Source organism: Pseudomonas sp. H3_A02 (assembly GCF_054671965.1).
The window spans coordinates 3,957,445-3,971,505 of the sequence record NZ_CP162807.1; the positions used below are offsets into that span (position 1 = coordinate 3,957,445).

Sequence of the window (14,061 nt, forward strand, 5' to 3'; positions counted from 1 at the left end):
TTCAAACCGCTCCGTGTGTAGCAGTGGCTGTGAGGCGCGCCGCCAATTGTTCGTGCAAGACGTGTTGCTCAAGGATGGTCAGGTGTTGCGCCGAGATGACCTCGCGGGTCAACGGCCCACTGCTCAGGTCTTCCCAATGCGGGTCGGCGAACTCAGCCTGGGCCAGGGTATCGCTGGCCCACCAGACATGCACCGGGCAGTTCAACCGTACGGGCTTGAACGTGGCCAGCAGATGTTGCGTATGCTGCTGGTAGTTTAGCCGCGTCTGCAGGTGCTCCCAACTGTCGCCATCGAGTTGCAGGCCTTGTTGCCGTGCCCACTGGACCAGTTCCGGCAGGCGTGCCGCCGGGGGCAGGGCGCCCAGTTGCTCCAGCAACGCGGCCATGATCGGCGGCGGCAACTGGCGCAACACGGCCTGGCTGTCCGGTGTCAACGCTTGGGACGCCGATTCCAGCAGCGCCTCGACACTGTCTTCCGGCGCCTGATGCTGGTATTGCGAATCGATGATACCGAGAAACGCTACTTCTTCGCCCTGGCTTTCCAGGCGCGCGGCCGCGGCAATCGCGAGCAGGCCGCCGAGGGAGAAGCCCAGCAGGTGATAAGGCCCCTGTGGTTGCTGTTGGCGCAGGTGCTCGACATAGCATACGGCGAGACTCTCGATATCGCCGCCCAGGGTCGTGCTATCGTCGGTCAGGTACGCCGCCTGCAAGCCCCACAGATGCCAGCCCGCAAGCGGCGCCAGCAGCGTGCGGTAATCCTGCACGTGGCCGGTGGAGGGGTGGAAGCAGAACAGATTGGCGGTTTGTACGGCATCGACGGTGGGCGCCGACAATCGCACCAGCGGCGAGAGCTTGAGCTCGGCCTGCACCAACGCTGCAAACGCCGAGACGCTCGGGGCGTTGAACACCGCATTGACTGTTACCGGTGCCGACAGCGCGGTTTGCAAGCGACTGGCAAGCGTCACCGCCGCCAGGGAGTGGCCGCCCAGCTCGAAGAAGTCATCGTCGATGCCCACCCGCTCCAGGCCCAGCACCTGTGCCCAGACCTCGGCGAGCAGGGCTTCCAGAGGCGTGCGCGGCAAGGCGCTGCCGACCGTGTCGAGGACTTTGTCGGCCCATTGCTGCAAGGTCTTGCGGTCGAGCTTGCCATTGCCCATCAGCGGCAATGCCTCGACGATCCGCAGGGTGGGCAGCATGTAGTCCGGCAAGCAATCCTGGGCCTGGCCATGCAGCCGGGCGACCGTGGTCGAATGCCCGGGCGCCAGGGTCATGAAGGCGAACAGTTGCTGGCCGAGCTCGCCCCGGGGAATGCATTCCACCGCAGCCTGGGCCACGCCGGGAAGGCCGGTCAGCTGCGCCTGGATCTCGTCGAGTTCCACGCGGAAACCGCGGATTTTTACCTGGCGATCCGCACGCCCGGTGATCTCCAGGCTGCCGTCATGGCGATAGCGGGCCATGTCGCCGGTGCGATAGAGACGTTCACCTGGCCGTTGTGCCAGCTCGATAAACCGCCCGGTATTTTGCTGTGCGTCCAAGTAACCGCGGGCCAGTTGGGGGCCGGCGATATACAGCTCGGCGCTTTGCCCGGGAGCGGCCGGCGCTTGCTGCTCGTCGAGCAGGTACAGGCGCATGCCGTCGAGGCGGTCGCTCAGGGGCAGGCGGCGATAGTCCATGGTTGGTTCGGCTTTGTGCATCACCACCCCCACCGTGGTTTCGGTCGGGCCGTAATGGTTGAAGACCGTGAGCGCCGGCGCGAGGCTGCGAATGCTTTGCAGCAGGCGCCGCGAGCAGCTTTCGCCGCCGAGGATCAATTGCTTGCGCGGCAACACGGCAGCGCTTTGGGCGTGGATCAACCAAGCGTCGAGCAACGACGGCACGACCTTCAGGTGGTCGATCGGGTACTGCGCCTGCCAGGCTGCCCAGGCTTGGGCGTCCATGGCTGTTTCCTTGTCCAGCAGGTGCAATTCGCCGCCGCTGAGCAGCGCCGGGAACAGCAGCGTGTAGCCCAGGTCGGCCGCCAGGGAAGTGACCACCGCGCTGCGCTCACCCAGCCCCAGCGTCAGGCGTCGGGACACGCTGGCGACATAACTGGCGAGCTGCCGATGCTCGACGATGACACCTTTGGGTGTGCCGGTGCTGCCGGAGGTGAACAGCACATAGGCCGCGTCCTGCCCTTGGATCTCGACGTCGGTTGCCGTGGCAGGTGCTTGCTGCCAAGTCGCTTCATCACGCAGGTCGAGGCTGCCGATGCCGGGCAAAGCGGGGGCGCTGCCGGCCGAACCACTGAGGACGAAGACCGGCTGGGCCTGTTGCAGGATGGCCAGGGAACGTTGCGCCGGTTGATGCACATCCAGGGGGACGAATGCCGCGCCGCTCTTGAGCACGGCGAGCATGGCCAGGACCATCTGCGCGGAGCGATCCAGGTACAACGCCACGCGATCTTCGCAGCCCACACCCTGGGCGCGCAGGTAATGCGCCAATTGGTTACTGCGGGTCTGCAATTGGCCGTAGCTCAGCGGTCCGTGGTGGTCGCGCAGGGCCAAGTGTTCGGGGAACTGCGCGGCGCAGGCATCGAAACCGGCCGGCACGCTGGCAAACGGCGGCACTGGGACGTCGTCCTGCAGGGCGGCCAGCGTCGCGGTGAAGCTCGGCGCTTGCAAGGACAGCTCGGTCAGGGGTTTGCCTGGGTTGGCGAGGGCATCGAGCAGCAGCGATTGGAACTGCTCCAGCAGGACCCGCGCGGCTTGTTCGCTGTAGCGGCCGGGCAAATGACAGAGGTTCAGGCGATAGCCGCCAGCGGTGGTTTCGGCCACCAGCAGCAGCTCCATGCCCGCGGGAATGGCTTGTGCATCCAGCACCGTGAGCGTCGACGCCATGCTGCCCAAGGTGTCGAGCCGATCGGGCAACTGCCCGCCCCACTGGAAGCCGTACTGCAAAGTGTCGGCCGGCAGTGCAGCGCTGACGCCGTAGTACTCCTGCCATTCGGTGGCTTGCTCGCAGAGCACCTGCAGGTTTGCCAGCGCCTGTGCAAAATGGCTGTCCGCCGTCGGTTGCCAGCGCAGGGGCAGGGGCTTGGCGAATAATCCCCAGCAGTCGGCGAGCTCTTCATAGTCGTCGCGGCAATCGTGGACCCAGTTCAAGGTCAGTGCCGGGTTGTCGCCGGTACTCAGGCGCTGCAACAGTACGCCCCAGACTGTCATCAGGACCTGCTCGGGCGAGGCGTCGTGACGTTGGCAAAAAGCCTCAAGGGCCATGCTCAACTGTGGCGTGGCGCTCAGGCGAGTGGTGACCGGGGCGTCGGGGCGGTCGCTGCGTACCTGGCGGTAGAGCAGCTCGCTGACGGCCGGCTCGTCCAGGGCCTGGCTGGCCCAGAAGCGCCGGCCATCCTCGGCGTCTTCATCGGCCTGCAATTCGTAGAGCCAGGCGCTGTACTGGGTATAGGTCATGGCCTCGTCATCCGCCGTCGGCGCATCCGTCGAGGCCAAAGCCTGCGCCAGGCGCAGCAAGGTCCCGCGATCGGCGCTCAGCGCCGGCAGTTGCAGCGTCACCCGGTGCCGATCGTCACCGACCGCTTGTACCTCAATGCTGATGGCGTCCGCGGCCATGACCGTGGGTTCCACCATCTGCAACGGCATCAGCAGGCCCGGCTCAGGCCGCACCCGCAGGCGCAGGGCCTCGTGACATGCGCTTAGGGCGACGAGCCGCTGCTGCAGGCGCTCCATGGCCAACGGGCCTTTTATTTCCAGTTCCAGGCGCACCGCGGGCAACCCTGCCAACCACTGACTGCGTTGTTGGGGCGAGAGGGCGAAGGCTTCTTCACGTTTCTCGAAAGCGCTCATGCCTGCACCTCCGCAACCGGCGCCGGCGGTGCTTCGGGCAGGCAGCCGGTCAGTTGTTCGCGGCGCATCATCTGGCCCATGGCGACACAGATCTTGCGCTCACCCTCGAAGGGATCGCGGGCGTGGGCCACCAACATATTGTCCAGCATTACCATGTCACCCTTTTGCCAACTGAAACGTACCGCGCAGTCTTCATAGGCCTCGCCAATGACGTGCATTACCGCATCTTCGATCACGCTGCCGTCGCCGTAGTAGACGTTGCGGGGCAGGTGCCCAGGGCCGAACAGGCTGATCAGGTTGCTGCGCACTTCCGGCTCCAGGCAGGCGGTGTGGTGCAGTTGCACCTGGTTGAAGAACGACAACTCACCGGTCTCGGGATGCGCGACGATGGCCGGGCAGTGCTGGGCGATCCGCAGGTTGTCGGGGCCCAGCCATTCCCAGCGCATACCCGACGCCAGGCATTGGCGCTCGACTTCCTCGCGCTGTTCGGTCTTGAAGAAGTCCTGCCAGCGCACATCCAGCTTGTCGGTGAAGTGCCGCACGTAAAGCAGCCCCAGGGCCTGGAAGCGAGCGACGATGTCCTCGGGCAAGCGCGCCAACACCTGCCGGCAATCGACGATGGGCGTGCAGCCGCCACGTGGTGCCGGTGTTTCGCAGTAGAACCACTGCTTGCGTGGCCACTGCGGCAGATGGGAGCTCTCGTTGTGGAAGAGAATCATGTGCTGTTCCGGGTACGGCGTGGAGTGGTAGATGTTCTTGCCCGAGGTGTTTTTCGGCAGGTCGCCGTAGGTCCCGTAGAGGTCGGGCTCGATGGCCTGGGCGAACTGTTCGAAGGCGGCGGCATCCGGCAGGTTGAAGCCCCGGAACAGCAGGCCGCCGTGGGTCAGCAGCTGTGCATTGATCCATTCCCTGGCTTGCAGCGCCCAGTGCACCGGGTCCAGGTCGCCGAGCAACGGCTCGATCACCAACGGCAAGGCTTGCCCGACGTTGAGGGTGCGGGTACGGACCTGCTCGTGGGCCACCTGGCTTACGGCGGTTGCACGAGTCTGCTTGAGCTTGCTCAGTTTCGACTGCTTGCGCGCGCTGCGGGCCGTGGCCTCGTCGAGCGACGAGTCAGGCTGTGGCGCGGCGTCGGCGGCGGTGCCCTCAAGGCGCCACGACCAGTTGTCCAGCGCCTGCGCCGGGGCTGAGACGATCTGCTCCAGCAGGTGCTCGAAGCCTTGTTCGAGGCGCTGGATGGTCTGCGCCTGCAACACGCTGGTGCGATACACCCAGCGTACGTTCAGGCCTTGTTCCTCGTCCTCTTCGACGAACACGGCGAGGTCGAACTTGCTGCTCTCCTGGGGCGATACCAAGTGCTCCACCTCAAGGTCCGGCAGGCTGGCATTGCCGCTGGGCGTGTTCTGCATGACGAACAGCACCTGGACCAGTGGGTTGACCCCTGGCGTACGCGGCGGCTGCAACTCCTCGACCAGTTTGTCGAACGGCACTTGCTGGTGCTGGAACGCCGACAGGCAATCCTCGCGCAAGCGTTGCAGGCGGGCGTCAAAGGTTTCGCCCTCGTTCAGGCGGGCACGGATCGGCAATACGTTGACGAAGAAGCCGATGAGGTGTTCCAGGGCCGGATGTTCGCGGTTGGCCAGGTCGGTGCCGACGATAAAATCGGTGGCCCCGGTGGCTCGCTGCAACAGGCTGTTGAAGGCATTGAGCAAGACCATGAACAGCGTCGCCCGTTGTTCCTGCGCGTAGGCCTTGAGCACCTGCGTCTGGACCGCAGTGAAGCGTTGCTCGAGGGCCGCGCCCTGGTAGTCGGGGCGAGCCGGGCGTGGCTGGTCAAGCGGCAGCGGGATCACCGTGGGCGCGCCGTCGAGCTGGCGGCGCCAGTAGTCGATGGACCTTGCCAGCAGACGTTGTTGCGCTTCGCTGCGTTGCCAGTAGGCATAGTCGGCGAATTGGATCGGCAACACCGGCAGCACCGGTGTCGAACCACTGGTGCGCGCCTGGTAACCGACAATCAGCTCTTGCATCAGGATACCCATGGACCAGGCGTCGGTGGCGATGTGATGCAGCACCAGTTGCAGCACATGATCGTCGCTTCCCAGGCGCAGCAGGTTGACGCGCAGCATCGGCGCCTGTTGCAGGTCGAACGGGCGCCCGGCCTGTTCATCGATCAGGCGCTGCAGGGTTTGCGCCTGTGCTTCGCTGTCGAGGTGACTCAGCTCGGTCGGCGTCAAGTCGACCATCGGCGCCGGGCTGATGACCTGGCAAGGCTGGTCGCCGTGGAGGTGGAACGCGGTGCGCAAGGACTCATGGCGTTCGAACACCGCCTGCAAGGCCCCTTGCAGCGCGGCGATGTCCAGCGCGCCACGCAGCCTGACGGTGGTGGTCATGTTGTAGGCGGCGCTAGGGCCTTCGAAGCGATCCAGGAACCACAACCGTTGTTGGCTGTAGGACAGCGGCAACGGCTGGTTGCGCGGCGCCAGGGCGATCTCGGTGTCGCCGTCGGCCTCGGTCTGGGCGTCGCGCTGTTGATCGACCGCTTGGGCCAGTTGTTCGAGGGTGCCACGTTCGAACAGCGTGCGCAGCGGCAGGTTCACGTTCAACCGTCGGCGAATCCGCGACAACACCTGGGTGGCCAGCAGCGAGTGACCGCCGATGGCGAAGAAGTCGTCGTGCACACCCACGTTGTCCAGGCCGAGAATCTCTTGCCAGAGTTCGGCCAAGACGTGTTCGGTTGGTGTGCGCGGTGCCATGGTTTGCGCCTGCGCCGTCTCGTCCTGGGGCACGCCCAGGGCGGCGAGGGCGCGACGGTCGACCTTGCCATTGGCGTTCAGCGGCAATTGCGCAAGGCTCAGCCAACGAGCCGGGACCATGTAGCTTGCCAGTTGCTCGCCCAGGTACGCGCTCAAGACCTGTTGCGCGGGCTCGCCGTCCAGGTCGGCCGCTTCGTCGAGCACATACCAGGCCAGCAGTTGCAACGCGCCACGGGCGTCGGGCAGCGCCAGCACCGCCGCGCTGTCCACCACCGGGTGCTGCATCAGGCGGTTTTCGATCTCGCCCAGTTCGATGCGGTGGCCACGAATCTTCACTTGCTGGTCGCGACGGCCGAGGTATTCGATCACGCCATCGGCGCGCATCCGACCGATATCACCGCTGCGATACAGGCGCGCATCGGCCTGGAACGGATGCGGGACAAAGGCTTCGCGGGTGCGTTGCGGGTCGCGCAGATAACCGCGTCCCACGCCGACACCGCCGATGCACAATTCGCCGGGCACACCGACAGGGACCAGGCGCCGCGCCGAGTCGAGAACGAACACCTGGTTATTGGCGGTCGGCTTGCCGATGGGCATGTGCAGGCAGTCGTCGGCGGGGGCTTGGGTGATGGGGTAGAAGGCGACGTCGTCCGAGCATTCGGCGGGGCCGTAGGCGTTCATCAACGGGATCGCCGGGAAGCGCGCGAACCAATCCCGGGCCAGGGCCGGCGGCAATGCCTCGCCGGTGGGCAACAGCCAGCGCAGGCTTGCCAGGGAGTGGTGCGCCTGGCTTTCCTGGAGCATGCCGCGAATCAGCGCCGGTACGGTTTCCAGCAGCGTCAACTGCTGTTCTTGAACGGCGTCGAGCAGGGCCACAGGGTCGTGGGCCTGGGCATCGGGAAGAATGTGCACGGTGGCGCCGAACAGCGGCGCGGCGAGGAATTGCCAGACGCTGATATCGAACGCCGCCGAAGCGGTCTGGGCAATGCGGTCGTGCTCACCCAGGCCCAGGCTCGGGACTTTGCCGAACATGTTGTTGAGCATCCCCCTTTGTTCGACCATCACGCCTTTTGGCGTGCCGGTGGAGCCCGAGGTGAAGATCACATAGGCCAGTTGATCGGGGTTATGTGCATAGCTCACCGGCGGCTGCTCGCGGCCTTGCCAGAGCGCCTGGGCGATCAGGCAGGTGGGTTGCTGGCGCATCTGTGGCAGGACATTGTCCAGTGCCGAGGTCGCGTGCTCGCACGCCAACAAAAGCGGCGCTTCGCCGAGGTTCAGCACCTCCGCCAGGCGGGCGTGGGGCTGTTGGATGTCCAAGGCCTGGAACGCCGCGCCGACCTTGAGCGTGGCGATCATCATCGTCAGCAAGGCCAAGCCTCGCTCAGCGAACAGCGCCACCAGGGTTTCCGGACCGGCACCGGCGGCTTGCAGCGCATGGGCGATGGCGTTGGCGCGGCGGTCCAGTTCGGCGTAGGTCAGCGATTGTCCCTGGCATACGGCAGCCAGGTGTTGCGGGCGGCTGCGTACTTGCTCGGCGAACAGCGCCGCATAACCGCGCTCCAGCGGGAAGTCGACGTCGCTGCGGTTGCAGTCGATCTGCAACTGCCGACGTTCCGCTTCGGGCAGCATGTGCAGGCTGCCCAGGGGCGCCTGGGGCGTTTCCAGCATGCCCGAAAGCAACTGCACCAAATGCCCGAGCATGCGCTGTACGGTGTCAGTGCTGAAGCGCTGGCTGTCGTAGGACAGGCGAATGCCCAGGCGGTCGCCGGGGTACAGCACCACCGTCATCGGGAAGTTGGTGTGCACGCGGTCTTCATAGATGTCGATGCTGAAGGCGTCCAGTTGCACGCTGCTGATGTCCAGCGGCGCGTTCTCGAACACCACCAGGCTGTCGAACAACTGCTGGCCGCGCGGCACTTGGCTGCAACGCTGGATGTCCACCAGCGAGGCGCTTTCGTGTTCGCGCAATTGCGCGTTGTGGGACAGCAGCGCCTGCAACCAGTCGGCCACTGGCGCCTCTGGGTCGACATCGATGCGCAGTGGCAGGCTGTTGATGAACAGGCCGACCATTTCTTCTACACCGGCCAGGTCAGTCGGGCGACCGGCCACGGTCACGCCGAACAACACGTCGCGGTTGCCGCTGTAGCGCGACAGCAACAGCGCCCAGGCGCCCTGGATCCAGGTGTTGGGTGTCAATTGATATTGCTGGCACAGCTGCTGCAGGCGCTGGGTCTGGGCGATGCTCAGGGTCTGGTCGAAGTCGCCGACCTGTTCCGGTGCCTGCTCCGGACGGGCCACGGGGCTGTCCACATGCAGCGGCGTTGGCTCGCTGAAACCGGCCATTTCGGCCTGCCAGAATGCGTGGGCGGCGGCCATGTCATGGCGTTCCAGCCAGCTCATGTAGCCGCGGAACGAGCGCAGGCGCGGACGGGCCACCGGCTCCTGGCGCACGATGGCCTGGTAGATCGCCAGCAGGTCTTCCATCAGCAGGCCGAAGCACCAGGCGTCGGTCAGGATGTGGTGGAAGCTGCGCACCACGGCGAAGCGTCGCTCATCGAGTTGGAACACCCGCAGGTGGGTCAGCGGCGCACAGGCCATGTCGAAACCTTGCAGGCGTTGTGCTTCGAGGGCCTGATCCATCGCCAGGCGCTGCTGCTCTTCGTCGAGATGGCGCAGGTCCTGCCAGTCGAACGCCCGATGGGTCTGGCGGTACACGCATTGCAGCGGCTCATGGTCGTCTTGCCACCAGAAGGCGGTCCGCATCATGGGGTGGCGCTCGAGGAACAGCTGCCACGCGGCTTCCATCGCCGGGCGTTGCAATACTCCGTCCCAGCTGTAGCGTTGTTGCATCAGGTAGATGCCGCTGTGGGGCTGCAACAAGGTGTGCAGGAGCATGCCCTGTTGCATCGACGACAGCGGGTAGACGTCTTCGATGTTCAGCCAGTCCAGCGGTTCGGCGGCCAGGGTCGCCGCTTGCTTGTGGCACAGCGGGAATGCCTGGCTGGCAGGACGCAACTCGGCTGCGGTGACGAGCCCGGCGAGGTCGTTCAGGCGTTGGGCCAGGCGCGGCGCCCAGTCGGCGGCGAGGACACCGTGGCTGCGCAGGTGCAGGCAATCGCCCTGCCACCAGGCGTCCAGGGTCAGCGGGCAAGTCGATGCCGTCGATGGGCTTGCGGCTTCGACCTGGGCCAGGATGCCGCGTTCTTCGCGATGGCTGTCGAGGTTGCCCAGCCAGCGAATGGCGACCGAGGCCGCCGGCAGCTCACGCAGCGGTTCTTGCAGGTAGGTATTGTCCGACAGGTAACGAAGGGCGCCATAGTCGACGCCGTGTTGCGGGTAGGCGCGCATCTGCGCGACCAGTGCCTGCAAGCGTTGCAGCAGGCTGTCGCCTTCGGGCTGGAGGAAGTACGGCACCGCCAGGGCCAAGGGCCCCATGATGCGCGCCGGGTCGAGGTCGGCCACGGCAATCGGCGCATCGACCGGCAAGCGCTCGGCGCTCGGCCGGGCATCCTGCACGCTCAGCGCGACCCGGCCGTTGCCGCACAGTTCACGGCACTGTTCGGTCACGGCAGCGGCCAACAGGCTGTTCCAGTCCAGTTGCAGCACCTCGCCCAGGCGCTTGAGTTCGCCTGAGGTGGTGGCTGGCAAGGTTTGTTCGGCCACGCTGGCCGGCTGCTGGCTGTCAGGCAGTTGCAGCGGTTCCAAGCCTGCATATTGCAGCCAATGTTCCCAGGCGTCGTCCAGGGCGTCACCCTGAGCGTGGGCCTGCTGGTGCCGCGTCCATTGGGTAAAGTCGCCCCCGGTGTAGGACAGGCGCACCGGCCGCTGATAACGCAGTTGCGCCAGGGCCAGATTGAGGTCGGTCAGCAGCAGCGACCAGGACGCCTCGTCCAGGCACAGCGGATGAGCGGCCAGCAGCAGGGAATACTTGCCGCCGACCTCCAGCAGGCTGGCGTGCAGGGTTTGGCCTGCGTCCAGTTCCAGCGCGTCGACCCCGGCCTGGGCCAAGGTTTGCAGTTGCGCCGGGGCGCAGGTCTCCAGTTTTTCGGTGGTGATGACCGGGGCCTTGGCCGCGACCAGCACCCGTTGCTGCCACTCGCCGTCCGGCAGGGCCTTGAGCGCCAGGCGCAGGGCCTGGTGGTGTTGCTGCAACGCGGCGATGGCCTGGGTCAGCAGCTCGCTATCGATGGCCTGGGTCAGCGCCACGCAACGCCAGGTGGCGTGCAACGGCCCTTGTTGCAGGCGTGCTCGTTGCCCGGCGGCCAGTGGCAGGTCATAGCCATCGGTAATCTCGTGTGCCACGCCATGGCTGGCATCGGCGCCGAGCACCCGGGCGATATCAGCGATGGTGCGGTTTTCGAAGAGCTGGCGGGGCGTGAGTTTCAGCCCTTGCTGGTTGGCGCGGGCGATGATCTGCAAGTTGATGATCGAGTCGCCGCCCAGGGCGAAGAAGTTGTCATGCACGCCGACACGTTCAAGCTTCAGGACGTCCTGCCAGATAGCCGCCAACTGCGCTTCGACTTCATTGCGCGGGGCAACGTGGGTGGCGCTGTCGTCCGTGGTTTTTTGCGGGAGCGGCAAGCGTTGCACATCGACCTTGCCGTTACGGGTCAGGGGCAGTTCGTCGAGGGTGATGAAGTGCGCCGGCACCATGTAGTCCGGCACCCGCGCCGCAAGGTCGTTACGCAGTTTCGTGGCGGACAGCGACTGGCTGGCGACCAGGTAGGCCACCAGGCGCAGGCTGCCGTCCAGTTCCACGGCACGGACCAGTGCCTGTTCGATCAGCGGCGACAGGCGCTTGAGCTGCGCTTCGACTTCGCCCAGCTCCAGGCGGTTGCCGCGGATCTTGACCTGGCTGTCGACCCGACCGAGGAACGCCAGTTGGCCGTCCACTTGCCAGCGCACACGGTCGCCGGTGCGATACCAACGTTGCCGATCGGCGTCGAGGTGAAAGCGTTCGGCGGTCAGGTCCGGGCGGTGCAGGTAACCCCGGGCCAGGGCGCCGTTGATCAGCAGTTCGCCGGATACCCCGGTGGGCACCAGGCGGCCGTTGGCATCCACCACTTGCAGTCGGCGGTTCGGCAGCGGCCGGCCGAGGGCGATGCTGCGCAGGCCCGCCGGCAACTCGGTGGCAATCGCCCCGACTGTCGCTTCGCTCGGCCCATAGTGGTTGAACACCCTGAGCCCTGGCGCCAGGCGGTTGACCTGTTCCAGCAGCGCCGGGCTGAGAGCGTCGCCACCGAAGACCAGCAGGGCGCGGGGCAGCAGGCGGGCATCGGGCAACGCCTGCAACAGGCCGGCCAGATGGCTTGGGGTGATCTTCAGCACATCCACCGGGTGTTGGTCGAAGAGTTCGGCCAGTGCCAGAGGGCTGAAACCGCTGTCTTCATCCACCAGCAACAGGCTGGCGCCGCTGCACAGGGCGCCGAACAGTTGGGTGTGGCCAAGGTCGGCGGCGATGCTCGACAGCAAGCCGTAGCGGGCCATCGGTGGCGGGTTGAGGACCGCGTGCACCGCCGTCAGGTAATCGACGATGGATTGGTGCTCGACCACCACCCCCTTGGGGGTGCCGGTGGAGCCCGAGGTGTAGATCACGTAGGCGGCGTCAGTCGGGCTGTGGTCCACGGCCGGTGGCGTGTCTGGCTGGGAGGCGATGGCGTCGGCCTGTTCCGCCAGCCACAGCGTTGGCGTGTGCTCGGCCAGGCCTTTGAGCAGCGGTGAGGCGGCAGCGCCGATCAGCAGCGCGGCTCGGCTGTCCACCAGCACGTCGGCCAGGCGCCCGGCAGGCTGTTTGAGGTCCAGCGGCAGATAGGCGGCGCCAGCCTTGAGGGTGGCCAGCAGGGCAATCACGAACTCGGCGCTGCGTTCCAGGGCCAGTGCCACGACGCTGTCGTGGCCGATGCCCTGGGCACGCAAATACTGGCTGAGGCGGTTGGCTTGCTGGTCCAGTTCACGGTAAGTCAGGGCGACCTGAGGGTCGCGGACCGCCAGGTGTTCCGGATGGGCGACCACCTGTTCTTCGAAGCGCTGGTGCAGGCACGCAGAAGGCAATGGCAGTTGCACGCCACGACCCTGCACGAGCAGTTGCTGGCGTTCTTCAGGGCTCAGCCACTCCAACTCGCTGACCCGGCACTGCGCTTGCGCCGTCATCGCCAACAGGATGGCGCGCAATTGGGCCGACAGCACCGAGACCTCGGCATCGCTGAAGCGACTGCGGTCGTAGCTGATCAGGTAGTGCAGTTGTTTGTCCGGCACCACGATCAGCGACAACGGGAAGTGGTTGCGGCCTTGGGTGAGGGTGATGCCGTCCGCCTGCTGGTCGTTGCTCGGGGCACTGAAACTCAAGCCGCCGGTGTCCTGGTTGAGCGCGTCGGTGACCGGGAAGTTTTCGAACACCAGGATCGAGTCGAACAGCGCCTGTTCAGCGGCGATGCGCGTCATCGACTTGAGCTTGCCCAGCGGCAAATAGGCGTGGTGGCGCAGATCGCTGTTGGCTTGCTGCAAGTGTTGCAGCCAGGCCACCAGCGTCGGCGCGTCCGCCCATTGCACGCGCAGCGGCAAGGTATTGATGAACAGCCCGACGGTGCTGTCCACCGCCGCCAGGTTCTCCGGACGCCCGGCGACGGTGACGCCATAGACCACGTCGTCACGCCCGGCGTGCTGGCCCAGCAGCAGTGCCCAGGCGCCCTGGATCAGTGTGTTGATGGTCAGGTCGTTGTGGCGGGCGAAATGCGCCAGTTGCTCGGTTTCGCTGGCCGTCAGCAGACTTTCCCGCTCGGCGAACGGCGCCCCTGCCGGTGCCGGCTGGCGTGCGGCGAAGGTGGGCAGCGGGGTCGGCTCGCTCACGTCCTGTAATTGCTCGCGCCAGAAGCCTTCGGTGGCGGCCATGTCCTGTTCCGCCAACCAGGCGATGTAGTCCCGGTAAGGACGGGTCGGCGCCAGGTCGGCGGGGCGGCCATGAGCCTGCTCGTAGTACAGCGCCAGCCATTCCTGGACGGCGATGCCGACGCTCCAACCGTCCATGAGGATGTGATGGAAGGTCCAGATCAGGTGCCAGCGTTCGGGTGCCAGGCGCACCAGGCACACGCGCATCAGCGGCGAGTCATTGAGCTCCAGGGGTTGCGCCCGCTGCTCCAGTGCCAACTGTTCCAGCGCGGCCTGGGGCTCGGCGCGGTCTTGCCAGTCCAGTTCGGTCAGGGGCAATGGCACTTCCTGTTGCACCACCTGATAGGCATCGTCCAGCTCTTCCCAGAGAAACGCACTGCGCAGCACGGCGTGGCGCTGCATCAGCGCCTGCCAGGCGCCGCGAAACGCGCTCAGTTGCAGCGGGCCGTTCATGTCCAGGCTCAACTGCTGGTAATAAACTCGCGAATCCGGTTCATAGACGCTGTGGAACAACAGGCCGTGCTGGGTCGGCGAAAGGGAGTAGATGTCTTCGATGTTGTTCATGCTTGCTTGGTCCATTTCAAA

2 protein-coding genes are annotated in these 14,061 nt (G+C 65.8%); both read right to left on the minus strand.

The window, feature by feature from the left end; all coding sequences use genetic code 11:
* Position 1: 1 nt before the first annotated feature.
* Positions 2 to 3,838, minus strand: a complete 3,837-nt coding sequence (locus AB4N80_RS17730) for a non-ribosomal peptide synthetase (RefSeq protein ID WP_460078099.1) — start codon at positions 3,836 to 3,838, stop codon at positions 2 to 4.
* Complete coding sequence (locus AB4N80_RS17735; protein WP_460090440.1) at positions 3,835 to 14,040, minus strand: non-ribosomal peptide synthetase; 10,206 nt, start codon at positions 14,038 to 14,040, stop codon at positions 3,835 to 3,837. The genes AB4N80_RS17730 and AB4N80_RS17735 overlap by 4 nt, the downstream gene beginning before the upstream one ends.
* Positions 14,041 to 14,061 lie beyond the last annotated feature (21 nt).